This is a genomic window from Mesorhizobium sp. CNPSo 4661 (assembly GCF_057784215.1).
The window spans coordinates 41,412-65,452 of record NZ_JBWGIO010000007.1; the positions used below are offsets into that span (position 1 = coordinate 41,412).

The 24,041-nt window shown below is 65.4% G+C and carries 21 protein-coding genes; 18 read left to right on the forward strand and 3 right to left on the reverse strand.

Annotation, left to right across the window (positions count from 1 at the left end; all coding sequences use genetic code 11):
* Positions 1–53 precede the first annotated feature (53 nt).
* On the reverse strand, positions 54–1,049 hold the full coding sequence (locus AC0YKC_RS11850; protein WP_488511166.1) for an aldo/keto reductase: 996 nt from the start codon (positions 1,047–1,049) through the stop codon (positions 54–56).
* 96 nt (positions 1,050–1,145) lie between these two features.
* On the opposite strand from AC0YKC_RS11850, the gene AC0YKC_RS11855 reads away from it, so the two are divergent.
* The 18 genes from AC0YKC_RS11855 (at position 1,146) to AC0YKC_RS11940 (ending at position 22,105) form a co-directional block, all read left to right on the forward strand.
* The gene (locus AC0YKC_RS11855) at positions 1,146–2,036 is read left to right on the forward strand and encodes a LysR family transcriptional regulator (protein ID WP_320293960.1); all 891 of its coding nucleotides are present in this window, start codon (positions 1,146–1,148) and stop codon (positions 2,034–2,036) included.
* A gap of 285 nt (positions 2,037–2,321) precedes the next feature.
* The gene (locus AC0YKC_RS11860) at positions 2,322–2,891 is read left to right on the forward strand and encodes a cytochrome b (RefSeq protein WP_488511167.1); all 570 of its coding nucleotides are present in this window, start codon (positions 2,322–2,324) and stop codon (positions 2,889–2,891) included.
* Between the two features lie 67 nt (positions 2,892–2,958).
* A complete protein-coding gene (locus AC0YKC_RS11865; protein WP_488511168.1) occupies positions 2,959–3,534 on the forward strand; it encodes a YceI family protein in 576 nt (191 codons plus the stop codon).
* A 284-nt stretch (positions 3,535–3,818) separates the two neighbouring features.
* Positions 3,819–4,805, forward strand: a complete 987-nt coding sequence (locus tag AC0YKC_RS11870; protein ID WP_488511169.1) for a Gfo/Idh/MocA family protein — start codon at positions 3,819–3,821, stop codon at positions 4,803–4,805.
* A 41-nt stretch (positions 4,806–4,846) separates the two neighbouring features.
* The gene (locus tag AC0YKC_RS11875) at positions 4,847–6,502 is read left to right on the forward strand and encodes an FAD-binding dehydrogenase (protein ID WP_488511170.1); all 1,656 of its coding nucleotides are present in this window, start codon (positions 4,847–4,849) and stop codon (positions 6,500–6,502) included.
* 95 nt (positions 6,503–6,597) lie between these two features.
* Positions 6,598–7,563 (forward strand): ketopantoate reductase family protein, encoded by a 966-nt coding sequence (locus tag AC0YKC_RS11880; protein WP_488511171.1) that lies wholly within the window; start codon positions 6,598–6,600, stop codon positions 7,561–7,563.
* A gap of 96 nt (positions 7,564–7,659) precedes the next feature.
* Positions 7,660–7,980 (forward strand): hypothetical protein, encoded by a 321-nt coding sequence (locus AC0YKC_RS11885; RefSeq protein WP_320293954.1) that lies wholly within the window; start codon positions 7,660–7,662, stop codon positions 7,978–7,980.
* A gap of 41 nt (positions 7,981–8,021) precedes the next feature.
* The gene (locus AC0YKC_RS11890; RefSeq protein ID WP_434724755.1) at positions 8,022–8,906 is read left to right on the forward strand and encodes an RNA polymerase sigma factor; all 885 of its coding nucleotides are present in this window, start codon (positions 8,022–8,024) and stop codon (positions 8,904–8,906) included.
* A 208-nt stretch (positions 8,907–9,114) separates the two neighbouring features.
* The gene (locus AC0YKC_RS11895; RefSeq protein WP_488511172.1) at positions 9,115–9,420 is read left to right on the forward strand and encodes a helix-turn-helix domain-containing protein; all 306 of its coding nucleotides are present in this window, start codon (positions 9,115–9,117) and stop codon (positions 9,418–9,420) included.
* On the forward strand, positions 9,417–11,432 hold the full coding sequence (gene hyfB, locus AC0YKC_RS11900) for a hydrogenase 4 subunit B (protein ID WP_488511173.1): 2,016 nt from the start codon (positions 9,417–9,419) through the stop codon (positions 11,430–11,432). Before AC0YKC_RS11895 ends, hyfB begins: the two co-directional genes overlap by 4 nt.
* The gene (locus AC0YKC_RS11905) at positions 11,423–12,379 is read left to right on the forward strand and encodes a respiratory chain complex I subunit 1 family protein (protein ID WP_320293950.1); all 957 of its coding nucleotides are present in this window, start codon (positions 11,423–11,425) and stop codon (positions 12,377–12,379) included. Before hyfB ends, AC0YKC_RS11905 begins: the two co-directional genes overlap by 10 nt.
* Positions 12,379–13,041, forward strand: a complete 663-nt coding sequence (locus AC0YKC_RS11910; RefSeq protein ID WP_112098328.1) for a hydrogenase-4 component E — start codon at positions 12,379–12,381, stop codon at positions 13,039–13,041. The genes AC0YKC_RS11905 and AC0YKC_RS11910 overlap by 1 nt, the downstream gene beginning before the upstream one ends.
* Positions 13,038–14,489 (forward strand): hydrogenase 4 subunit F, encoded by a 1,452-nt coding sequence (locus tag AC0YKC_RS11915; RefSeq protein ID WP_488511174.1) that lies wholly within the window; start codon positions 13,038–13,040, stop codon positions 14,487–14,489. The genes AC0YKC_RS11910 and AC0YKC_RS11915 overlap by 4 nt, the downstream gene beginning before the upstream one ends.
* Positions 14,490–14,509: 20 nt before the next feature.
* Positions 14,510–16,021, forward strand: coding sequence for a hydrogenase large subunit (locus tag AC0YKC_RS11920; protein WP_488511323.1), 1,512 nt, complete (start codon positions 14,510–14,512; stop codon positions 16,019–16,021).
* A gap of 123 nt (positions 16,022–16,144) precedes the next feature.
* Positions 16,145–16,684, forward strand: a complete 540-nt coding sequence (locus AC0YKC_RS11925; protein WP_320293948.1) for an NADH-quinone oxidoreductase subunit B family protein — start codon at positions 16,145–16,147, stop codon at positions 16,682–16,684.
* 228 nt (positions 16,685–16,912) lie between these two features.
* Positions 16,913–20,983 (forward strand): Pls/PosA family non-ribosomal peptide synthetase, encoded by a 4,071-nt coding sequence (locus tag AC0YKC_RS11930; RefSeq protein WP_488511175.1) that lies wholly within the window; start codon positions 16,913–16,915, stop codon positions 20,981–20,983.
* On the forward strand, positions 20,980–21,450 hold the full coding sequence (locus AC0YKC_RS11935) for a GNAT family N-acetyltransferase (RefSeq protein WP_488511176.1): 471 nt from the start codon (positions 20,980–20,982) through the stop codon (positions 21,448–21,450). Before AC0YKC_RS11930 ends, AC0YKC_RS11935 begins: the two co-directional genes overlap by 4 nt.
* 4 nt (positions 21,451–21,454) lie before the next feature.
* Positions 21,455–22,105, forward strand: coding sequence for a 4'-phosphopantetheinyl transferase family protein (locus AC0YKC_RS11940; RefSeq protein WP_488511177.1), 651 nt, complete (start codon positions 21,455–21,457; stop codon positions 22,103–22,105).
* A gap of 35 nt (positions 22,106–22,140) precedes the next feature.
* Here the strand turns inward: AC0YKC_RS11940 and AC0YKC_RS11945 are convergent, their stop codons facing one another.
* Together AC0YKC_RS11945 and AC0YKC_RS11950 are read right to left on the reverse strand one after the other, a co-directional pair.
* Complete coding sequence (locus tag AC0YKC_RS11945) at positions 22,141–23,034, reverse strand: diacylglycerol kinase catalytic domain-containing protein (protein WP_488511178.1); 894 nt, start codon at positions 23,032–23,034, stop codon at positions 22,141–22,143.
* 10 nt (positions 23,035–23,044) lie between these two features.
* Positions 23,045–24,028: an SPFH domain-containing protein gene (locus AC0YKC_RS11950; RefSeq protein ID WP_488511179.1), complete on the reverse strand. Its 984-nt coding sequence runs from the start codon at positions 24,026–24,028 to the stop codon at positions 23,045–23,047.
* Positions 24,029–24,041 lie beyond the last annotated feature (13 nt).

Consider the following 24,041-nt stretch of genomic DNA (forward strand, 5'->3'; position numbering starts at 1 on the left):
CGCAATCTTCCGCACTGCGCCGCCTAAGGAGGCGCTGAAGCGCCCTTTCCACCTCACCCATTCACCAGCGCCAGCAATTCCTCCGTATAGCGCTTGCCGACCACCTTGTCGGGCGACAGTGCATCACCGATCGCAGCGACCTCCGCCACGCTCAGGTCAATCCCGGCTGCCGCCGTGTTCTGCTCCAGGTGTCGTATCTTCCTTGCGCCGGGGATCGGCACGATGAAATCGCCCTGGTGCAGCACCCAGGCGAGCGCCAGTTGCGCCGGTGTCACGCCCTTTTCGGCCGCCATCTTCTCCAGCATCGCGATGACGGCGTTGTTGGCTGCCATCGCCTCGGCCTGGAAGCGCGGCAAGGTGAGGCGCCAGTCGTCGGCGCCGAGCGCGTCGGGCTTGGCGATCGCGCCGGTGAGCAGGCCGCGGCCGAGCGGGCTGTAGGGCACGAAACCGATGCCGAGCTCGCGGCAGACGGCGAGGACCTCATCCTCCGGATCGCGGCTCCACAGCGAATATTCGCTCTGGACAGCGGCGATCGGGTGCACGGCATGGGCCCGGCGCAGCGTCGCGCCGCTCACTTCCGACAGGCCGAGCGCGCGCACCTTGCCTTCCCGCACCAGCTCGGCCATCGCGCCAACCGTGTCCTCGATCGGCACGTTCGGATCGATGCGATGCTGGTAGTAGAGGTCGATCACATCGGTATCGAGCCGCTTCAGCGAGGCTTCCGCTACCGCCTTGACGTGCTCGGGGCGGCTGTCGACGCCGACCATGCGATCGATGCCCGAGCCGTGCTCGGAAATCTTGAAGCCAAACTTGGTGGCGATCGTGACATGATCGCGCACCGGCTTCAGGGCTTTGCCGAGCAGGATTTCGTTCTCGAATGGGCCATAGACTTCGGCCGTGTCGAAGAAGGTGACGCCGATCTCGACGGCGCGGCGCAGCGTGGCGATGGCTTCCGCTTCCGGCTGGCCGCCATAGGCGAAGCTCATGCCCATGCAGCCGAGGCCAACGGGGAAGACTTCGAGTTCAGTTCCGAGTTTGCGGGTTTTCATCACGCATCTCCTTGTTGCGATGACAAGGAGATAGCCTCTTGCACTCCGTTCGATAATCGGTTCTCTTTCGCACGGCTTGCTCTATAAAATAGAACAATGAACCGAACCAATCTTTCGCAGCTCGCGGTCCTCGCCACCGTCGCCCAATGCGCCAGCTTTCGCGGCGCCGCGCGCGAGCTCGGCATCGCGCCGTCGGCGGTCAGCCACGCGGTCTCCAGCCTGGAGGCGCGGCTCGGCGTGCGGTTGCTTGCCCGCAGCACGCGCAGCGTCGCGCCGACCGAGGAGGGCGCGCAGCTGCTGGAACGGCTGCGGCCGGCATTGTCCGAAATCGACCTGGCGCTGGAAACGGCGGTCGAGGCGCGCGACCGGCCGGCCGGCAATCTGCGGCTGACCGTGCCGCGCACGGCTGCGCATCTGACGCTGACGCCACGGCTCGGCTCCTTTGCCGCCGCCTATCCCGAGATCGTGCTGGAGATCGTCATCGAGGACCGCTTCACCGACGTGGTCGAAGGCGGTTTCGACGCCGGCGTGCGGCTCGGCGAAAGCCTGCAGCGCGACATGATCGCGGTACGCATCGGCCCCGATCTTCGCGGCGCGGTGGTCGCGGCGCCATCCTATTTCGCTTTTATGCCAAAGCCTCGCCATCCGCGCGAGCTGGCGGACCATCGCTGCATCCGCTTCCGTTTCTCCAGCGGCATCCTCTACCGCTGGGAGTTCGAGAAGGACGGCGAGGAGATCGAGATTGCCGCGCAAGGGCCGCTGATCCTCGACGAGGACCATCTGATCGCCCAAGCGGCGGTCGACGGCGCCGGGCTTGCTTTCGTCTTCGAGCCCTATGTGCGGGCGCCGCTCGCCGACGGCAGGCTGATCCGCGTGCTGGAGGACTGGTGCCCGTCCTTCGACGGCTTTTTCGTCTACTATCCGAGCCGCCGGCAAATGCGGCCGGCGCTGAGGGCGTTTGTGGATTTCTTCAAGGTGAGTGGTTAGTCCCCCTCTTTGTGGGGAGGCAGCAAGGGAGCAATCGCGTATGACCGCGCCAGCCCCCCACTCCGGCCGCTGCGCGGCCACCTCTCCCCCATGTCCATGGGGGAGGGGAAACCAAGCCTTTCAAGGTCGCGGCCTCGGCGGTTAGCGTTTCCTCTCCCTCCACGAATGTGGGGGGGGAGAGGTGGCTCGGCGAAGCCGAGACGAAAATGGGGGAGCGCCATATGCGATTGCCCCCTTCTAGTGGGATGTTGGAAGAATGACCGACCCGGCAACGTTCCCTTTTTTATGCATTTCCTCACCAACACCCCAACCCGCTATGGCTGGGCGATGATCGTCCTCCACTGGCTGATCGGTATCGTCTTCATCGGCCAGTTTGTGCTCGGCTTCGTCATGGTGCGCACGACAAGCCAGCGGACGTCCTTCGAGCTGATCCAGCTGCACAAATCCTTCGGCTTCCTGCTGCTCGGGCTGATCGTCCTGCGCATCGCCTGGCGGCTCGGCAATGCGCCGCCGCCTCTGCCGCGCTCTGTCGCAACGCTGGAGCGCCGGACCGCGCCCCTCGCCCACTTCGCGCTCTATGCTTTCCAGATCGCGCTGCCCTTATCCGGCTGGGCGCTGGTCTCGGTGTCGACGCTGGAAATCCCAACCATGCCGTTCGACCTGTTCGTGATGCCCAAATTGCCGCTGGCCGAATCCGATGCCGCGGAAAGCTTCTGGTCGGCCGCGCATTGGTATCTCGCCTATGCCGGCATCGCGCTGGTGGCGTTGCACGTGGCGGCGGCGCTGCGCCACCATTTCCTGCTGCGCGACAGCGTGCTCAGGCGCATGATCACACCTTCGTCAGGTGGGGAATAGAACCGCCCCGTCCTTCGTTGGTGGGGCGAGAACGCAGAAGAAGCGTATCTGCGGAAGGAAGAAACCCATGAAAATGCGCATCCTTGGATTGGCGGCTTTTGCCGCTTGCCTTGTCGTGCCTGCCGTTGCCGCCGTGGCGCTCAGCGACGCCGCCGGCAGCTACACGATCAGCCCGTCGGGCTCCTCGATCCGCTTCACCATCGGCAAGGCCGGCGGCGGCGGCTTCGACGGCGCCTTCGGCCGCTTCAAGGGCACGATCCGCATCGACAATGGCGATGTCGGCCGCTCGAAGGTCGACCTCACCATCTATCCCGAAAGCGTCGGCACCGGACAGGGCCGCATCGACGCCTTCCTGCGCTCCGACGCGGTGTTCGATGCCGCCAACAATCCGGAAATCCAGTTCCGCTCGACCAGCGTCACCCGCACCGGCGACACGACGGCGCTGGTCACCGGCCGGCTGACGGCGCGCGGCAAGACGTTTCCTGAAAAATTCACCGCCGAGTTGGGTGGATTGAAAGGCGGAACCATCAAGTTCCATGTCACCGGCAAGGTGCTGCGGTCGCGCTACGGCATGGATGTCGGCACGCCGCTCTATTCCAACGTCGTCGACTTCGACATGACGCTGATGGGTAAGAGGGGGTAGCTCGGCCTGATTTCCTCGCCCCCGCGAAGGCGGGGGAGAGGTGGCTCGGGCGAAACCCGAGACGGAGCGGGGGACGACGCCCGCGACGGCAGAGCCATTTGATAATTGGGCGGCCATGAAGCGGCGTCGCTCCGACAGTTCGGCACTCCACGAAGACCCCTCTCCGTCCCGGCTGCGCCGGGCCACCTCTCCCCACTGCGTGGGGCGAGGAAGTACCGCGCATTGGCTTTTCGATCGATTTCGGGCAAACCTCGTCGCCTGAAAAACCGACATGGAGAAGCGTGATGTTCCGATGGGGTGTTCTGTCGACGGCGAAGATCGGCCGCGAGCAGCTTTTGCCGGCAATCGTGGAGTCGGAGAACGGCATCCTGTCGGCGATCGCCAGCCGCGACCTGGCGAAGGCCAAAGCACTGGGCGAGCGTTTCGGCGCCCGGCATGCCTTCGGCTCCTATGAGGAGTTGCTCGCCTCCAAGGAGGTCGACGGCGTCTATATCCCGCTGCCCACATCGCAGCATGTCGAATGGGCGGCGAAGGCGATCGAGGCGGGAAAACACGTGCTGGTCGAGAAGCCGCTTGCGCTCGACGCCAAGGACATCCCGCCGCTGATCAAGCTGCGCGACGAAAAGAAGGTACTGGTCTGCGAGGCCTTCATGGTCGTCTACCACCCGCAATGGATCAAGGTACGCGACCTCATCGCCGGCGGCGCCATCGGCCGGCTGCGCCACGTGCAAGGCGCGTTCTCCTATTACAATGTCGACCCCAAGAACATGCGCAACCAGCTCGACCTCGGCGGCGGCGCGCTGCCCGACATCGGCGTCTATCCGACCGTGTCGACGCGTTTTTCGACCGGCAAGGAGCCACTCCGCGTCCAGGCGACGATCGAGCGCGACAAGACCTTCGGCACCGACATCTATTCCTCGATCCGCGCCGATTTCGGCGACTTCGAACTGTCCTTCTATCTCTCGACGCAGATGGCGGCGCGGCAGGTGATGGTGTTCCACGGCGAGAAGGGCTTCATCGAGGTGTTCGGGCCGTTCAATGCCGGGCTCTACGAGCACCACCGCATCGAGCTGCACAACCAGAACCACACCGAGGCGCAGGTGTTCCGCTTCCCCGGCACGCAGCAATACCGGCTCGAATGCGAGGCCTTCGTGCGCGCCGCCCAGGGCAGCAAGGACCGCGTCTTCACGCTGGAGGAATCGGTGCTCAACCAGAAGGTCATCGACGCCATCTTCCGCGCCGGCGAAAAGGACGGCTGGGAGCCCGTCTGAGTTTTCGCAACAAGCTGCCGGCTAATTTCTGGGAGGAATAGATGGCTGACGCGGACGTGATCATTGTCGGCGCGGGGCTGGCCGGCCTCGTCGCCGCGACCGAGCTGGCCGACGCCGGCAAGAAAATCATCGTCGTCGACCAGGAGCCGGAGCAGTCGCTGGGCGGCCAGGCCTTCTGGTCGTTCGGCGGGTTGTTCTTGGTCGATTCGCCGGAGCAGCGGCGCATGCGCATCCGTGATTCGTATGACCTGGCGCTCGAGGACTGGATGGGCACCGCCGCCTTCGACAGGCCGGAGGATTTCTGGCCGCGCAAATGGGCTGAGGCCTATGTCGGCTTCGCCGCCGGCGAGAAGCGCTCCTGGCTCATCGAGCGCGGCTTGAAATTCTTCCCCGTGGTCGGCTGGGCCGAACGCGGCGGCGGCAATGCGACCGGTCACGGCAATTCTGTGCCGCGCTTCCACATCACTTGGGGCACCGGACCCGGCGTGCTCGAACCTTTCGTGCTGCGCGTGCGCGAGGCGCAGAAGCGCGGACTGGCCGCGTTCAAATTCCGCCACCGGGTCAACGAGATCATCCGCGCCGGCGATACCGTGACCGGCGTGCGCGGCGACGTTCTCGAAGCCAGCAGCGCCGAGCGCGGCCGCAAGAGCTCGCGGGAAGTCGTCGGAGACTTCGAGCTCCATGCGCAGGCGGTGATCGTGGCTTCCGGCGGCATTGGCGGCAATCACGAGCTGGTGCGCCAAAACTGGCCGCAGCGCCTGGGCGTGCCGCCGAAGCGGATGATCACCGGCGTGCCGGACCATGTCGACGGCCGCATGCTGGCGATCACCGAACAGGCCGGGGGCTCGATCATCAACCGCGACCGCATGTGGCATTATGTCGAGGGCATCAAGAACTGGGCGCCGATCTGGACCGAGCATGCGATCCGCATCCTGCCCGGCCCGTCCTCGCTCTGGCTCGACGCGCGCGGCAAAAGGCTGCCGGTGCCGCTCTATCCGGGCTTCGACACTCTAGCCACGCTCAGCCACGTCATGGGCACCGGCTTCGATTATTCCTGGTTCATCCTGACCAGGAAGATCATCCAGAAGGAGTTCGCGCTGTCGGGCTCCGAGCAGAACCCGGACCTCACCGGCAAAAGCTGGCGGCAGGTGCTGGGCCGCGCGACATCGGGCATTCCCGGCCCGGTGAAAGCCTTCATGGAAAAGGGCGAGGATTTTATTGTCGAGGCCAATCTCTCGAAGCTGGTGGCGCGCATGAACGCTCTGGCCGGCGGCGAGCCGCTGCTCGAGGTCGCCCAGGTCGAGCGCGAGATCCGCGCCCGCGACAGGCAACTCGACAATCCGTTCTCCAAGGATGCGCAGGTCACCGCGCTGCGCGGCGCGCGCGCCTATCTCGGCGACAGGCTGATCCGCACGGCCAAGCCGCACAAGATGCTCGATCCGGCCAACGGCCCGCTGATCGCCGTGCGTCTCAACATCCTCACCCGCAAGACGCTGGGCGGCCTGCAGACCGACCTCGACAGCCGCGTGCTCGATGCCGCCGGACAAGCGGTGCCGGGACTCTACGCCGTGGGCGAGGCCGCCGGCTTCGGCGGCGGCGGCGTGCATGGCTATGCGGCGCTGGAAGGCACCTTCCTCGGCGGATGCATTTTTTCGGGGCGCAGCGCGGGACGGACGGCAGCGGCCACGATTGCGTGAATGGAGGGTACGGGTGATCGCCGGTTGAGCGACAACGCTGTAGGCTTTTTCGATCAACTGCTGTCGACCGAAGTCCCAATCAAAACGAGAATAGAATGCGCATCATCGTCTATGGCATTGGCGCAATCGGCGGCGCCATCGCGGCCCAGCTGAGCTTTTCCGGAGATGAAGTCATCGGCATTGCCCGCGGCAGGCAGCTCGACGCCATTCGCGCCTCGGGGCTGACGCTTTCCACCCCGCAAGGCACCAGGACCGCGCGCTTTCCCGTCCATGCCGACCCGGCGGAGATTTCCTTCAGGCCGGACGATGTGGTGCTCCTGACGATGAAGACCCCCGATACGCTCGGCGCGCTGCAGCGGCTCAACGCCGCCGGTGCGGCGACGCTGCCGGTGTTCTGTTTCCAGAACGGCGTCGCCAACGAGCCGCTAGCCTTGCGTTTCTTCGCCAATGTCTATGGCGCGACAGTCATGCTGCCGGCCGATTACGACACGCCCGGCGAGGTCGCTGCCTATTTCGCGCCCAAGATCGGCGCCTTCGACATCGGCCGCTATCCGTCCGGAACCGACGACACCGTCGAGAAACTGTGCGGGGTTCTCAAGGCGTCCGGTTTCATCGTCGACCCCAGGGACAATGTGATGAGCAGCAAATACCGCAAGCTGCTGGCCAACCTTCGAAACATCATCGACGCGGCGCTGGGCGACACCGAGCTTCAGCGGAAATGGTATGCGAAGGCACGCGCCGAGGCCGAGGCCGTGCTAAGCGCGGCCGGGATCGACTGGGACAAGACCGATGCCATGGCCCGTGAAGAATTGACCATAACCGCCATCTCGGGTCGAACGCGCGTGGGTTCCTCGACGCTGCAAAGCATCGTGCGCGGGACCGGCTCCCTCGAAACAGACTTCCTCAATGGCGAGATCGTCCTTCTCGGGCGGTTTCACGGCATGGCTACGCCCGTCAACTCGGCCCTATGCAAACTGTCGGTCGAGCTGGCCAGCGGCCGGATGCGACCGCAATCGGCCGGCGACGACATGATCGTCTCCATGATCGGCGGACCCGGCTGATAGCTGGAGACGATCAAAAAGATCGACCCGATCCCGAGAATCCTTTCGAGCCCGTGGAACGTCTTCCTCAAGCAGATCCGCAAACAGGAGACGACCATGACCTACAATCTCATCCGCTACGGCGTGAAGGATGCCGGCATCGCCGAGAACCGGGCGCTGGTGGCAAAGGTGTTCGAAGCGCTGGACGAAACGCAGCCGCAATCCGTGCGCTATCTGGTGCTCGAACTGGAGAATGGCGAGTTCGTCCACCTTGTCGGCTACGACAGGGATAGTTCGGCGCTGACCGAACTCGACGCTTTCAAGGTTTTCGGCGCCAATCACGCCGATCGGCGGTCGACACCGCTAGCTAGGTCGCCGGCGAAGATCATCGGCAATTATCGTATGCTGGCCAAGGCCGATGAAGCCGTGCCCGCCTGACCGAGGCACGGTTTGTGATCGGCGAGGCGAGAAAGAGGACGATGAGCTCAGCAGGGTTCGGCCGAGCGGAACTTGAAGCCATGCTCGTCGGCCTGCGGCCGAAACTGCACCGCTATGCCGCCCGCATGGCCGGCTCGGCGATCGAGGGCGAGGACATCGTGCAGGAAGCAGTGGTGAAGGCGCTTGCCGCATATGACGGCGGCGCTCAGGTCGAGCGACCGGAGCAGTGGCTATTCCGCATCGCCCACAATGCGGCGCAGGATCATCTGCGCCGCCGCCAGCGGGAGCGTTCGCGAATGAGCGAGGCCGACATGACCGCGATAGCGGACCTCTCCGCCAGCGCCGAGACGAGGCTCGCGACTGCCGCGAGCCTGCGCAGCTTCATGCGGCTGACGCCGGCGCAGCGCAGCGCCGTGATCCTGGTCGACGTGCTCGGCCTTAGCCTGCATGAAACCTGCGAGGTGACGGGCGCGACTTTAGCCGCCAGCAAGGCGGCGCTGCATCGCGGCCGGGCGGAGTTGAAGGCGTTGGCGGCTTTGCCCGACGACATGACCATGCCGAAGCTCGACCTTGAGGAGGAGCGCCGGCTGCGCCGCTATGTCGACCTGTTCAACGCACGCGATTTCGACGGTGTCAGGATGCTGATCGCCGAAGACATCCAGGTCGACGTCGTCAACCGCGCCCGCCTCAGCGGCAAGAAGGAAGCCTCGACCTATTTCGGCAACTACGACCGTATGAACGACTGGACGCTGGCGCTGGGCTTCGTCGAGGACCGGCCGGCGATCCTGATCCGCAACCCGCAAGCGGACAATGCCTTGGGCGGCTTCGTGCTGATCGACTGGCGCGGCGAAGAGGTCGTGCGCATCCGCGATTTCCGCCATGTGCCTTATTGTGCGGCTGACGCGGATATTCGTTTTGCCGATTGACCCAAGCGGCACCCTCGCTGCCAGCATTCACCGCGCACAGCATTGGACGGAACACCAGAGCTTCGTCCCGTAACGAATTGAGCGCCAGACTCGCGGTCGTTCGCCATCAACATACATGTTTCAGACATCAATCCTTGACGATAGAACATTTTAATGTAGGCTACAGCACCGAGACCTCATATCTCAGAACTGAACGAGAGAGTCCTCGGTGATAACCGCACCGCAATTGCGCGCCGCCCGATCGCTGCTCGGCATCGATCAACGCCGGCTTGCCGAATTGTCCGGCCTGTCGGTACCAACAATCCAGCGCATGGAAGCCAGCGGCTCGATCATCCGGGGCAATGTCGATTCGCTGATGAAGCTGATCGCCGCGCTCGAGGTGGCCGGCATCGAGCTGATCGGCGAAGGCGCGGTCAGCCAGGGCGGCGGACGCGGGGTGAGGCTGAAGACCGGATTCGATCCGGCCCGGGCATCCAATGTCGGCGATGCCGCGCCCGGTGGGAGCCTGTCGTGATCTCGATCGTGGCGCTTCTGCTGTGCGGTCCTGCCGCGCTTCTGGCAACAGCCATCCTGGCCGCAGCCTTCAGCCGGCACACCGCCGCGACGCGTCTTGTCTATGGCGCCGCGTTCGTCATTTCAGCCGCCTTGCTCGCGATCGTTGCCGGCCATCTCGTCGGCAATCCCGGCGAGGCGTCCGCCACCTTGCCGCTCGGCCTGCCCTGGACCGGCGCCCGGTTCCGCCTCGACGGCCTGTCGGCGTTCTTCCTCATCGTCGTCAATCTGGGCGGCACCATCACCAGCCTTTATGCTCTTGGCTACGGCCGGCACGAATCCCAGCCGCATCGCGTGCTGCCGTTCTATCCGGCGTTCCTCGCCGGCATGAACCTCGTCGTGCTGGCCAACGACGCCTTCAGCTTCCTTTTGTCCTGGGAATTCATGTCGCTCGCCTCGTGGGCGCTGGTCATGGCGCACCACCGCGACGAGGCCAACCGACGCGCAGGTTACATCTACCTGGTGATGGCGAGCTTCGGCACGATGGCGCTGCTGCTTGCCTTCGGCCTGCTGGCGGGACCGGCGGGAACCTATGCGTTCGACGCGATGCGGATGGCGCATCCCGGCCCGCTCGCGGCCGGCGCGGTGCTCGTTCTCATGTTGCTCGGCGCCGGCTCCAAGGCCGGCCTCGTGCCGCTGCATGCCTGGCTGCCGCTTGCCCATCCGGCCGCACCCAGCCACGTCTCGGCGCTGATGAGCGGCATCATGACCAAGGTCGCCATCTACGGCTTCATCCGCGTGGTGTTCGACCTGCTTGGCGCGCCGGCATGGTGGTCGGGCGTCGCCGTGCTCCTCATCGGCGGCGTGACGGCGGTGCTCGGCATCCTGCATGCGCTGATGGAAAAAGACCTGAAGCGGCTGCTCGCCTATTCGACCATCGAGAATATCGGCGTCATCTTCGCCAGCCTTGGCCTTGCACTGGCCTTCAAGGCGAACGCGATGCCCTCGGCCGCGGCGCTGGCCTTCACGGCGGCGCTCTTCCACGTGCTCAACCATTCCTTCTTCAAGAGCCTGCTGTTCTTCGGCGCCGGCGCGGTGCTGACGTCGACCGGCGAACGCGACATGGAAAAGCTCGGCGGCCTCATCCATCGCCTGCCGGTCACCAGCTTCGTCTTTCTCGTCGGCTGCGTCTCGATCTCGGCGCTGCCGCCCTTCAACGGCTTCGCCTCCGAATGGCTGGTCTTCCAGGCCATATTGCGCAGCCCCGAGCTGCCGCAATGGGGGCTGAAGGTCATCGTGCCGGCGGTCGGCGGCATGCTGGCGCTGGCGGCAGCGCTGGCCGCGGCCTGCTTCGTCAAGGCCTTCGGCATCACCTTCCTTGGCCGGGCGCGATCGGCGGTGGTGGAACGCGCGCATGAGGTCGACCGCTGGTCGCTGGCGGCAATGGCCGTGCTTGCCGCCTTCTGCCTGCTCGCCGGCATCCTGCCCGGCTTCGTCCTCGACGGCCTGTCGCCGGTGACGCTTTCGCTCATCGGCGACCGCATGCCGGTGCAGATGGCTGAGCCCTGGCTGTCGATCGTGCCGATCGCCGAGAGCCGCAGCTCCTATAACGGCCTGCTGGTCTTCGCCTTCATCGCCATTTCGGCGTCGCTCGCGGCCTTCTTCATCCACCGCTTCGCCTCGCACGCGCTGCGCCGGGGCATTGCATGGGGGTGCGGCTTCGCCGACGCAGTACCGGCCGCGCAATACACGGCGGTCAGCTTCGCGCAGCCCATCCGCCGCGTCTTCGGTGGCTTCGCGTTCCGCGCCCGCGAAACCGTCGAGATGCCGGCGCCGGGCTCCCTCGAGCCGGCGCGCCTCAAGGTGGATATGCATGACGTGGCCTGGGAGATCTTCTATCAGCCGATCACCGGCGCGATCGATTTCGCCACCGAGCGACTGAACCACCTGCAGTTCCTGACCATCCGCCGCTACCTGACGCTGGTCTTCCTCTACCTCGTCACCCTGCTCCTGGTGCTTGCGCTATGGCCGTGATCCTGGATCTCGCCGTGCAGGGCGCCCAGATGTTTTCGGTGCTTTTGCTGGCGCCGCTTCTGATCGGCTTCGTGCGCAAGGTGAAGGCGAGGCTGGTCAGGCGGCAGGGACCCTCGGTGATCCAGCCCTATCGCGATCTGGTCAGGCTGATGCGCAAGGAGGTCGTGCTGGCGGACAACGCGTCCTGGCTGTTCCGCGTCACGCCCTACCTGATCTTCGCCGCCACATGGGTCGCGGCGGCGCTGGTTCCAACCTTCGCCGCCGGCCTCCAGTTCAGCTGGGCCGCCGATCTCATCGTCATCGTGGCGCTGCTCGGCAGCGCGCGCTTCTTCCAGGCGCTGGCCGGAATGGATATCGGCACCAGCTTCGGCGGCATCGGCGCCAGCCGCGAGGTGATGATCGCCTCGCTCGCCGAACCCGCGATGCTGCTCATCGTCTTCAGCCTGGCGCTGGTGGCCGGCGCCACGCAGCTTTCGACGGTCGCCGCCTTCATGGGCTCGCCGCAGGTCGGATTGCGCGTGTCGCTCGGCATGTCGCTGATCGCGCTGGTGATGGTGGCGATCGCCGAGAATGCGCGCATACCGGTCGACAATCCCGCCACGCATCTGGAGCTCACCATGGTGCATGAGGCGATGATCCTGGAATATTCCGGCCGCCATCTGGCGATGATCGAGCTCGCCAGCTTCATCAAGCTGCTGCTCTACATGTCGCTGATCTCCTGCGTCTTCCTGCCCTGGGGGCTGGCGGGCGCTGGCACAGGGCCGCGATCGCTGGCCATCGGCGCGGCCGCCTATCTCGGCAAGCTCGCGGTGCTCGCCATCCTGCTTGCCGTGTTCGAGACGGCGGTCGCCAAGATGCGCGTCTTCCGCGTGCCGGACTTCCTGGGTGCGGCGCTGATGCTGGCGCTGCTCGGCACGCTCCTGCTGTTCGTCTCACGGAGCCTGTGATGAACGGTCTCACCTTCGACATCGCCCATCTGCTCGCCGGCAGCCTGGTGCTGATCTCCTTCATGATGCTCTACCAGGACCGGCTGTTCGCGCTGATCAACGTCTTTGCGCTGCATGCGGTCGTGCTTGCGCTGTCGGTGGCGTGGCAGGCCTATATCCAGGACGCGCACCACCTCTACATCACCGCCGGCATCGCTCTGGTCTTCAAGGCGATCGTCATTCCCGTCGGGCTGCATCGCATCATCCAGCGGCTCGGCATCCACCGCGACATCGAGACCGCCGTCGGCATCGGCCCGACCATGCTCGCCGGCATCGGGCTGGTGACGCTTTCCATGGTGCTGATGCTTCGGGTGACGCCCGAGGCCGACCCGCTCGCCCGAGAGGATCTCGCCTTCGCGCTGTCGATCATCCTGCTGGGCCTGCTGGTGATGGTGACCAGGCGCAACGCGGTCAGCCAGGTCGTCGGCTTCATGTCGCTGGAGAACGGCCTGGTGCTGGCCGCCACCGGCGCCAAGGGCATGCCGCTGGTGGTCGAGATCAGCGTCGCCTTCTCGATCCTGATCGCCTTTATCGTCATCGGCGTCTTCCTGTTCCGCATCCGCGAACGCTTCGATTCGGTCGATGTCGGCGCGCTCGACGACTACCGGGGAGAACGCCGGTGAGCGGGTTCTCCTTCGACGCCGTGGCCGCGATCCTTTTCATCCCGGCGGGCGCCGCGGCCATCCTGGCGGCGCTGCCGAATTACAAGATATCGTCCGTCGTCAACGTCATCGCCAGCCTGCTCACCTTGCTCGCGGCGCTGTCTCTGTTCGTCACTGAACGGCCGGCGCCGGGGCAATATCTCATCGTCGACGATCTCAACATCGTCTTCATCGTGCTCAACACATTCGTCGGCTTCACCACCAGCGTGTTCAGCGCGTCCTATATCGCGCATGAGCTGGAGACCGGGCGGCTGACCGCGCCGAACCTGCGGTTCTACCACGCGATGTACCAGATCATGATGTTCGGCATGAACCTGGCCTTCGTGTCGAACAATATCGGCCTGATGTGGGTCGCGGTCGAGCTCGCCACGCTGACCACCGTGCTGATGGTCGGCATCTACCGCACGCATGAGGCGCTGGAGGCGGCCTGGAAGTATTTCATCCTCGGCAGCGTCGGCATCGCGCTCGCGCTGTTCGGCACCATCCTCGTCTACATGGCCGCGCAGCCAGTCGTCGGCGAGGGCACCAACGCCATGGTCTGGTCGGTGCTGATCGAGAAGGCGGCGCATTTCGACCCCGCGCTGCTCAGCGTCGCCTTCATCTTCCTGCTGCTCGGCTACGGCACCAAGGTCGGTCTCGCGCCGCTGCATGCCTGGCTGCCCGACGCGCATGCCGAAGGCCCGACGCCGATCTCGGCGGTGCTGTCGGGCCTGCTGCTCAACGTCGCGCTCTACGCCGTGCTGCGCTTCAAGCTTTTGCTCGCGGCAAGCCCGCAGGCGATCGGGCCTGGACCGCTGATGGTCACGATGGGCCTGACCTCGCTGATCTTCGCGGCCTTCATGCTCTACCGCCGCCGCGACATCAAACGCCTGTTCGCCTATTCCTCGATCGAGCATATGGGCATCATCGTCTTCGCCTTCGGCATGGGCGGCCCGCTCGCCAACTTCGCCGGCCTGTTGCACATGGTCATGCACAGCCTGACCAAGTCGGCGATCTTCTTCGCCGTCGGCCATATCGCGCAGGTCAAGGGCACGCAGAAGATCTCCGAGATCAGAGGGCTGACGGAAAGCCATCCCGGGCTCGGCTGGGCGCTGGTCATCGGCGTCGTGGCGATCGCCGGCCTGCCGCCGCTCGGCATCTTCATGAGCGAGTTCCTGGTCGTCAGCTCGACCTTCGCCAGGCATCCATGGCTGGCGATCCCGCTGGTGTTCGGGCTGCTCATCGCCTTCGGAGCGCTGCTGCTGCGGCTGAGCGGCCTTGCCTTCGGCGAGCCGCGCGGCGGCATGGCGCCGGTCGAGGCATCCTATGTGCCGATGTACTCGCACCTCGCCCTCGTCTTCGCCGCCGGCATCTACCTGCCGGCGCCGCTGGTGGCGTGGTTCCAGCATGTCGCCGGAATATTGGGGTGATGCGCATGGCGAGGAAGAACATGCCCGCGCTCGCCGATCTCATCGAAGCCGGCCGCCGGATCGAGCGTCACGCCCCCTGGCGGCGCGCCGTGGTGGCCCCGAAGGCCTGGAATATCGCCGTCGAGCAGCTCGCCGGCGGCCGCTGGAGCCTGCTCGACCTGTGGGGGGAGCCGGAAAAGGTGCACATGGCGCTTCTCGACGACGCGCTCGACATCGGCGTCATCAGCCTGGAGTGCCGCGGCGGCCGCTACCCGTCGGTCGGCCAATACCATCCGCCGGCCCTGCGGCTGGAGCGCGCCGCCGCGGACCTGTTCGGACTGGCGCCGCAAGGCCTTCCCGACACCCGCCGCTGGCTCGACCATGGCCAATGGGGCGTCTCGCATCCGCTGGCCGCGCGGCCTGGCGGGCCGGCGGCCGCCGCCTCCTACCGGTTCCTGGCGGCGGAGGGCGAAAGCCTGCATCAGATCGCGGTCGGGCCGGTGCATGCCGGCATCATCGAGCCGGGGCATTTCCGTTTCACGGCCGGCGGCGAGACGGTGGTGCGGCTGGAAGAGCGGCTGGGCTATGTGCACAAGGGCATCGAAGGCCTGATGGCCGGCGCGCCGATCGACCGCGCCGCAAAACTCGCGGGCAGGACGTCGGGCGACAGCACGATCGCCTATTCGCTGGCCTTTGCCCGCGCCGTCGAAGCCGCGCTCGGGATCGAGGTTCCCGCGCGCGCAATCTGGCTGCGGGCGCTGATGGCCGAACTGGAGCGCCTTGCCAATCATCTCGGCGACATCGGCGCCATCTGCAACGATGCCGCCTTCGCGATCATGCACGCGCATTGCGGCGTGCTGCGCGAGCGCGTCCTGCGCGCCGCCGACGCGGCCTTTGGCCATCGCCTGATGCGCGACCGCATCCTGCCCGGCGGCACGGCAAGCGATCTGAGCGAGGCGGGGACCAGCGCCATCCGATCGCTTGTCGCGGAGATCAGGCGGCGCTTCCCGCATCTGGTGGAACTCTACGACAACACGGCCTCGCTGCAGGACCGCACGGTGGCGACCGGCCGGCTCAAGGTCGAGCTTGCCCGGCAATATGCCGCCGGCGGCTATGTCGGGCGGGCGTCGGGCCGCGATTTCGATGCGCGCCGCGCCCCGAGCTACGCGCCTTATGACGAACTCACCTTCGACGTGCCGGTCCTCCAGGAAGGCGACGTCAACGCGCGCGTCTGGATCCGCGTGCGGGAGGTCGAGCAGAGCCTGTCGCTGGTCGAACAGATCCTCGGGCGGCTGCCCGCCGGTCCGATCCGCGTCGATATCGCTGCGCCGGAAGGGCCGGGCGAGGGCATGGCGCTGGTCGAAGGGTTTCGCGGCGACATACTGGTCTGGCTGCGCATCGGCGAGGACGGCTCGATCGAGCGCTGCCACCTGCGCGACCCTTCATGGTTCCAGTGGCCGCTCTTGGAAGCGGCGATCGAAGGCAACATCGTCGCCGACTTCCCGATCTGCAACAAATCGTTCAACTGCTCCTATTCCGGCCATGATCTCTAGAGCAATTCCAGGAAAAGTGCGCAGCGGTTTTCCGTCCGGAATTGCGCGAAAACAAAGAGTTGGAGCAGGTCGGCGATTCTATCAGACGCTGAACTGCTCCAAACCGGGCCAAGGCACACCGCCATGCGAAAACTGCTCTTTGAAAGCCTGATCCGCCCGCCCTTGACCGAGCGTCCGCCGCAAGCGAGCAATGCTGCCGTCGACGAGCTGGCGCGCGCGCTCGACGGACTTGCCCGCAAGCGGCTCGGCCGGAGCCTGTCGATCCGCGCGGTCGACGCCGGCTCCTGCAATGGCTGCGAGCTCGAGATGCACGCGCTCAATAACGCCTTCTACGACATCGAGCGCTTCGGTTTCCGCTTCGTCGCCTCGCCGCGCCATGCCGATGTGCTTCTGGTCACCGGGCCAGTGACGAAAAACATGCGCGAGGCGCTGAAGCGGACATTCGACGCAACGCCCAACCCGAAATGGGTGGTGGCGCTCGGCGGCTGCGCCAAGGACGGCGGCTGCTTCGCCGGCAGCTACGCCGTCGTGGGCGGCGTGTCCGACGTGGTGCCGGTCGACCTGCACATCCCAGGCTGCCCGCCTCCGCCGATCGACATCCTCAAGGGATTGATCGCGCTGCTCGATGGGGCGAATGGGAAGGCGGGCACCGCCAAGGGCTGAGCAGAGAGCGTCGTGGAACCCTCCTTGGCTCTGAAGTGTCGCACTGGCGGCGACCCATGATGCATGTCGTCTGCCAGAAATCGCCGCGCACTTTCGGGCGACGACATCAAAGCGCACCGCATCTCAATTCGGCCGCAAAGGCGGATCAACTGGCCCAATATCACAGCTTATTGTCTTTTCGCCGATGGCGGCATAGTGCGAGCGAATACGAGCTCGCGGGAATCTCCAATGTCTCTCAATGAAGCAAGCAAGCCCGCCAGGCAAAGCTCTCGCACCGCCAAAGCAGCAGCGAACTCCCCGGCGCACGACCAGGTTCTTGTCGGCCCCGATTTCATTCACAAGGGTGAGCCGAACGAGAGGCTCGACCGTTTCTTCGGCGACCTGGCGAGCCGCTTCGACGCCGCGACCGCAGTCATTTCCGACGGCCGTGCCTGGTCCTATCGCGAGATGAACAACCGCGCCAACCAGTTCGCGCATCTCTTGATCGAGCGCGGCGTGAAGCCGGGCGACCGGATCGGCCTCTTGCTCGACCGCTCCGCCGAAACCTATATCGCCGTGCTTGCCGTGATGAAGGCCGGAGCGGCATTCGTGCCCCTGGCCACGGCGTTTCCGGAAGATCGCATGGTGATGATCATCGAGGACGCCAACGTCACGATGGTGATTAGCGTCTCGGGCTATGCGGCGCGCGTGGCGCGCCTGCCCGTTCCGCATATCTCGATCGATTCGGCCGAGTCCGAGATCGCGCTGCATCCGGAAACGGCACCCTTGCCGGACGGCAGCCAGGACCAGACCTGCTACATCCTCTATACCTCGGGCACCACGGGCAAGCCGAAGGGCGTGGTCATCACGCATCAGAGTTTCTGCAACTTCATCCGCGTCGCCGCCGCCTCCTATGGCTACCAGCCGGGTGACCGCGTGTACCAGGGCATGACGATCGCCTTCGATTTCTCCTCGGAGGAGATCTGGGTGCCATTCGCCGCCGGCGCTACAGTCGTGCCGGCGCCGGGCCAGCAACCGCTGGTCGGCGAGGAACTGGCGAGCTTCCTGCGCGAGCATAACATCACCTGCATGGCCTGCAGCCCGACGCTGCTGTCATCGATCGAGAGCGATGCGCCAAGCCTGCGCGCGATCCTGGTCGGCGGCGAAGCCTGCTCGCAGAAGCTCGTCACCCGCTGGGCAAAGCCGGGCCGCAAGATTCTCAATACCTACGGACCAACCGAGGCGACGGTCACGGCGACGATGGCCTTGCTGACCCCCGACGAGCCGGTGACCATCGGCAAGCCACTGCCCACCTATTCGATCGCCATTCTCGATCCCGAAAAGCCGGAGGTGCTGACCGGCGACCAGTTGGGCGAGGTCTGCATCGGCGGCATGGGCGTCGCGGTCGGCTACCTCAACCGGCCGGAACTCACCGAACAGCGGTTCATCGAGGATTTCATCGGCCTGCCGAACAATCCCAGCGGCCGCATCTATCGGACCGGCGACCTTGGCCGCATCAACGACAATGGTGATATCGAATATCACGGCCGCATCGACACGCAGGTGAAGATCCGCGGCTACCGCATCGAGCTGGGCGAGATCGAAGCCGTGCTTCTGGATCAGCCGGGTATCGCGCAGGCGGCGGTCACGACATGGGAGATCGAGCCCGAGCGCACCGAGCTGGTCGGTTATTATGCCCCCAAGAGCGGCGGCGACGGCGTGGACCGCACCGTGTTGGTGCAGGAGCTCAAGCGGCGGCTGCCCGACTACATGGTTCCGGCCTATCTGGAACAGCTGCCTGCAATCCCGATGACCGTTTCCAACAAGGTCGATTTGCGGAAGCTGCCCAAGCCGACGAGCGCCCGCGTTGCCGCCGGTCATGCGATGATCGACCCGCGCAACGACGACGAGAAGTTCCTCGTCGATACGCTGCAGGATGTGCTGAAGTTCGACGATATCTCGATCGAGGATCACTTCTTCGACGATCTCGGCGCGAACTCGCTGTTGATGGCCAGGTTCTGCGCGCGCATCCGCTCGCGCAAGGCCTGGTCGACGACTTCGATGCGCGACATCTACCTGCACCCGACGGTGGCGAAGCTCGCCGACTACCTGCGGGCGCCGCAGATGGCCGCGGTTGTCGCGAGCGAGCCCATGCTGACGCATCGGGCCTCCAATCTTGCCATCTGGGCAACGGGGTTCGGCCAATTGCTGTTCTATGCGGCCTACAGCTATCTCGCGCTGTGGGCGATCAATGACGGCCTCAGCTGGGTCTATGACGCCCTGGACGACCCGGCGTCTCTCTATCTGCGCTGCGTTCTTCTGTCCGCCGGCGTGTTCTTCGGGTTGAGCGGCTTCGCCATCGTCGCCAAATGGCTGCTGGTCGGCCGCTGGAAGGCCGAATCCTTTCCGATCTGGGGCTGGCGCTACTACCGCTTCTGGATCGTCAAGACACTGGTGCGCAGCGCCCCGGTGGTGCTGTTCCGCGGCAGTCCGCTTTACAGTCTCTATCTGCGCCTGCTCGGCGCGCGGCTCGGGAGCCGTGCGGTCGTCGAGTGCCGGGCCGTTCCGGTCTGCACCGACCTGATTGCCATCGGCGACAACTCGATCCTGCGCAAGGATTCGACGATCCTCGGTTTCCGCGCGCAGGCGGGCTACATCCATACCGGCCCCGTCGACATCGGCAACAACGCTTTCGTCGGTGTCGGATCGACGCTCGACATCGACACCCGCATGGGCGACGGCTCCCAGCTCGGCCATGCCTCGTCGCTGCATCGCGGGCAGTCGATCCCGGCCGGCGAGCGCTGGCACGGATCGCCGGCGATCCCGACCGAAGCGAATTATTGCACCGTCCCCAACGTGCCGCTGTCGCGGGCGCGCCGCGTCATCTACGAGACGATCCAGCTCTTCATCCTGTTCGCCATCGTCACGCCATTCCCGCTTCTGTTCCACAGCTACTGGGAAAATGTCGGCGACGACTATGACGAGACCATCGGCATCGTGGCGATTGGCACGACGGTCACGGTGGTCGGCTTCATCATCGGCGGCGTGCTCCTGGCGGCGATCGTGCCGCGGCTGTTCAACCTCGTGCTGAAGCCCGGCCGGAACTATTCGCTCTACGGCTTCCACTACTGGCTGCAGACGATGTTGGAGCTGGTCAGCAATGTGCGGCTGCTCAACGTGCTGTTCGGCGACAGCTCGGCCGTCGTCTACTATCTGCGCGCCATCGGCTGGAAGCTGAACAAGGTGGACCAGACCGGGTCGAATTTCGGCACCAACCAGCGGCACGAAAACCCGCAACTGAGCGAGATCGGCTCGCACACGATGGTGTCCGACGGACTGTTCATGGTCAACATGCAAAAGTCGGCCAATTCTTTCCGCCTCGAGCACACGCGGGTCGGCGAACGCAACTTCTTCGGCAACAACATCGTCTATTCGCCGGATTCGCGCGCCGGCGACAACTGCCTTCTCGGCACCAAGGTGCACGTTCCGGTGGACGGACCGATGCGCGAGAATGTCGGGCTTCTCGGCTCCCCACCCTTCGAAATTCCGCGCATGGTCAATCGCGACAAGGAGCTTCTCGGATTGATCTCCGACAAGGAGCGCAACCGCCGCCTGCCGCTGAAGAACCTGCACAATCTCGTCACAGCGCTGATGTTCGTGGCCGCGCAGTGGCTGATCCTCTTCCTGACGCTCGCCATCTGGGACCGGGCGCTCAACTACTATACCGAATGGGGGGCGACGGCGCTGTTCGTTGCGGTGATGCTGACGACCGCGATCGGTCTCCCATTCTACATCTTCCTCGAGCGCGCCAGCCTCGGCTTCAGCCGGCTGAAGCCAAGGATGGCCACGATCTACGACCCGGTCTTCTGGCGGCATGAGCGGCACTGGAAGCTGTCCGATTCTCCGATCATGGGCCTGTTCACCGGCACGCCGTTCCGGCCGATCATCCTGCGCATGCTGGGCGTGAAGGTCGGGCTTCGCCTCTATGACGGCGGCTGCATCATAACCGAGCGCTCGCTGGTGGAGATCGGCGACGATGTAACGCTGAACGAGGGCTGCGTGATCCAGCCGCACTCGCTGGAGGAAGGCGCGTTCAAGTCCGACTACATCCGTATTGGCAATGGCTGCACGCTGGCGCCTTCCTCTTTCGTCCACTACGCGGTGGTGATGGGCGAGGGATCCGTGGCCGACGTCGACTGCTTCGTCATGAAGGGCGAGGTGCTCGAGCCGAACACGGTCTGGCGCGGCAATCCGGCGAAGCTCTATGGCGTGGTGACGCCGATCGATGCCCGCGCGATGGAAATCGGGCATGCCCCGTGACGCGCGCCGCCGGCATGAGTGACCAGCCGGTTGCCCTGGAGCCAGTCGGCAAGGGCAACCGTGCGGCGATCCTGGCGCTGAAGCTCGCGCCCGACCAACAAAGCTTCGTCGCCTCCAACGCAGAATCGCTGGCCGAGGCTCGCCAGGATGACGAGGCCGTCCCTCGCGCCGTGGTCGCAGCAGGGCGCGTCGTCGGATTCCTGATGTACAGCGCGCCCGAAGACGATGACGAGGCGATCATCTATCGTTTCATGATCGACCGCCGCGAACAGGGCAAAGGCTTCGGCCGCGCCGCTGTCGCCAAGGTACTGGAAGAGATTGCGCGCCTTAGCCACATAAGCCGCGTTTCGATCTGCTATGAGCCAGAAAACGAGGCGGCGCGTCGCCTCTATGCAAGCTTCGGTTTCATCGAGCAGGGGTTGGACGAGGACGACGAGATGATCGCCGCGCTCGAATTGAGCCGATAAAGCGTTGCACACCCGGCCGGACAGCTCTCCCCAAGCGATCGAGACTGCCCTGGATCGGGCGCTGATCGGCGTTGCTCCACCCGGCCTGCTGACCGGCTGCCGCCGCATTCAGGTCGGAGACGAACAATTTCTTCTTCCAGCCGAGCGCGCTTCCATCGCCACGCGCGAACACAGGGCGCGCGACGCCAGTGGGGCGGGCCGCAAGATCGCACATGAATTGCTGCAGCGTCTGGGGTGGGCGGATCTCGCCGTAACGAGAGGCCGGATGGGAGACCCGGTTTGGCCGGCAGATGTCGTCGGTTCAATCGCGCATGACGACGAACTGGCCGTGGCGGTCGTCGCGCGAATAGATGCGATGAGAAGCGTCGGCGTGGACATCGAGCCTGTCTTGCCATTGCCGACCGACCTACGACCCATCGTGATCACGCCGCAAGATCGCCTGGGCGACCTCGATTCGGACATAGGTGGCCGCATACTGTTCGCGGCGAAGGAAGCCGCCTACAAGGCATCGTTTCCGCTCGACGGTCTGGTGCTTGGCTTTGAAGACATCGCCGTCGATTTCAAATCGGGCGAAGCAGTCACGTCATTCGGCCGTCGTCTGACGGTGCGCTTTTCCGTCTCCGCGAGAATTCTGGCGCTGGCCTATACGGCATGAGAGTGCCGAATTCTGCCTGAGCCGTCGCCCCGCGGTTACCGGTCGACGACCAGGCGCAGCACCCTTGACGCCGGCGAAAGCCGCACCTGCCTGCCCCAGTCGAAGGCGATGAAGTCCTGCTCGATGCCGTCGGCGAAAATGACGCCGCCATCATTCATGCGCGAGGTGATGAAGAGCGGTTTTTCGGTGATCTTGCCGGCCCGCAATTTCGTGGCGGTGGCGATGCTGGGGAACGGCTCGCGCACCCAGAAGCCGACCGCGTGCTCCTCGCGGCCGAGCGACAGTTCCAGATGCGTGGCTTCCATGATTCGCGCCCAGCCGGTCGCGCCGGTGCCGGAGGCGACGATGAGGCCGCTGGAGGAATGGTCCTCCGCCGCGCCTTCCGCCTCGATGCGGTAGCGGGCCGACTGGTGGCTGCGGTGGCCGACGAAGATTTCGTTGAGCGCGAGAAGCGTCTCGCCCTCACCCAGTTCGGCCTGGACCATCGTGCGCGATTCCATGTCGACATCGCCGGCCGTGCTGGCGACAAGCAGCCTGGCCAGCCTGTCGACGCCGATCCGCACCAGGACGCCGTCATAGAGATCCGGCGCCGGATTGACCCCCAACACCGGCTGGGCGTTCAGATATTTGGCGACGTTGGCGACCAGCCCGTCCTGCCCAACGGCGACAACGACATCGTCGGGCGCGAACAGGAAGCGGTTGAGATCGGCGCGGCTCACCAGGGTCTGGCGCCAGTCGGCCGGCACCGCTGCGCGGGCGGAGCCCAACACCGTGTGGAAGCGGTCGTGCCGGGCCTCGACGTCTTCCAGCCGCTGGCCGCGCGTCTCGAGGAAGAAGCGGGCCTGACCGCGCGTCGCGTGATGCGCGATCAGAAGCTCGTAGTCGGTCTCGCGCGTCACGAACACCGCGCGGGGACGGTTCGCGGCCATTGTTACCCCCTCAGCGCTGCTCGATCACCGCCGGGCCTTTGCGGAATTCGCCGAGCACCGTGGCAAGCAGGTCGGGCGTGACATTGACGTGCTCTATCTTGTCCAGCTTGCCGGCGAGCTGCTGGGCGGCAAGGCCGAGCAGGATCGCGGGCGGCCGGTCGCGATAGATGGCGATATGCTGCCTTTCGGTCTCGGCCTTGGCGCTCTCGATGGTGCGGATGCGCTCGGCCTCGGCGCCGGCCTCGATCTGCTGCGCTTCGGCCGCGCCGGTAGCGCGGTTGCGAGCATTCTCGGCCTCCTCGGCAATGAGCAGCTTCTCGCGCCGCGCCAGCTCGGTCTTGTTCGCCAGCTCGTTCTCGGCGATGGCGCGCTCCTTCTCGACCGCAAGCGCCCGGCGCTGGAAGGTCGCCTCGTCGGCCTTCTGCTGCAGGGCCTCGAAGGTCGGCGTCTGCAGCGCCCGCTCGAGCTCGCTGGTCGGCGTCAGATTGGTGAGACGCACGGCGACGGCGGCGACGCCGATATCGGTCAGCGCCGGATCGGCCGCGACCAGCGCCTGCAGCCGCTCGCGCAAGGGCGCCGGGCCGGCATCGAGCAGCGCGCGCACCGGCGCCTGGCCGAGATATTGCTGCACCGCCTGGTTGGCGATGCCGGCAATGCGCGCCTGGATCTTTTCGATCGGCTCGCCGCGCAGCTTGCCGTTCCCAAGATCGATGCTGAAGTCGACCCGCTCGGCGAGCCGCGCCGGGTGGACGACATGCCAGCCGATGGTGCCTTGCACGGCAACGGTCTGGAAATCCTGGCTACGGCCCTTGACGAACAAGGTCATCTCGCGGTCGTCCATCGGCAGCTCGGCAATGCTGGCTGTCTCCGGCACGAACCAGAAGACCAGGCCGCGGCCGCTCTGCACGGCACGGCCGTTGCGGTAGCGGATGACGTGGCTGCTTGCCTCGCTGCGAAGCTGGGCGATGAAGCCGAAACTGCGAATGGTGGCCATGGTGGTCTCTCCC

Bases quoted from the DNA above. Each gene is read 5' to 3' on its own strand.
- AC0YKC_RS11865 (WP_488511168.1), top strand. From the start codon at position 2,959: ATGAAAATGCGCATCCTTGGATTGGCGGCTTTTGCCGCTTGCCTTGTC.
- AC0YKC_RS11905 (WP_320293950.1), top strand. From the start codon at position 11,423: ATGGCCGTGATCCTGGATCTCGCCGTGCAGGGCGCCCAGATGTTTTCG.
- AC0YKC_RS11890 (WP_434724755.1), top strand. From the start codon at position 8,022: ATGAGCTCAGCAGGGTTCGGCCGAGCGGAACTTGAAGCCATGCTCGTC.
- AC0YKC_RS11860 (WP_488511167.1), top strand. From the start codon at position 2,322: ATGCATTTCCTCACCAACACCCCAACCCGCTATGGCTGGGCGATGATC.
- AC0YKC_RS11930 (WP_488511175.1), top strand. From the start codon at position 16,913: ATGTCTCTCAATGAAGCAAGCAAGCCCGCCAGGCAAAGCTCTCGCACC.
- AC0YKC_RS11875 (WP_488511170.1), top strand. From the start codon at position 4,847: ATGGCTGACGCGGACGTGATCATTGTCGGCGCGGGGCTGGCCGGCCTC.
- AC0YKC_RS11910 (WP_112098328.1), top strand. From the start codon at position 12,379: ATGAACGGTCTCACCTTCGACATCGCCCATCTGCTCGCCGGCAGCCTG.
- AC0YKC_RS11945 (WP_488511178.1), bottom strand. From the start codon at position 23,034: ATGGCCGCGAACCGTCCCCGCGCGGTGTTCGTGACGCGCGAGACCGAC.
- AC0YKC_RS11925 (WP_320293948.1), top strand. From the start codon at position 16,145: ATGCGAAAACTGCTCTTTGAAAGCCTGATCCGCCCGCCCTTGACCGAG.
- AC0YKC_RS11855 (WP_320293960.1), top strand. From the start codon at position 1,146: ATGAACCGAACCAATCTTTCGCAGCTCGCGGTCCTCGCCACCGTCGCC.
- AC0YKC_RS11950 (WP_488511179.1), bottom strand. From the start codon at position 24,028: ATGGCCACCATTCGCAGTTTCGGCTTCATCGCCCAGCTTCGCAGCGAG.
- AC0YKC_RS11850 (WP_488511166.1), bottom strand. From the start codon at position 1,049: ATGAAAACCCGCAAACTCGGAACTGAACTCGAAGTCTTCCCCGTTGGC.
- AC0YKC_RS11880 (WP_488511171.1), top strand. From the start codon at position 6,598: ATGCGCATCATCGTCTATGGCATTGGCGCAATCGGCGGCGCCATCGCG.
- AC0YKC_RS11920 (WP_488511323.1), top strand. From the start codon at position 14,510: ATGCCCGCGCTCGCCGATCTCATCGAAGCCGGCCGCCGGATCGAGCGT.
- AC0YKC_RS11870 (WP_488511169.1), top strand. From the start codon at position 3,819: ATGTTCCGATGGGGTGTTCTGTCGACGGCGAAGATCGGCCGCGAGCAG.
- AC0YKC_RS11885 (WP_320293954.1), top strand. From the start codon at position 7,660: ATGACCTACAATCTCATCCGCTACGGCGTGAAGGATGCCGGCATCGCC.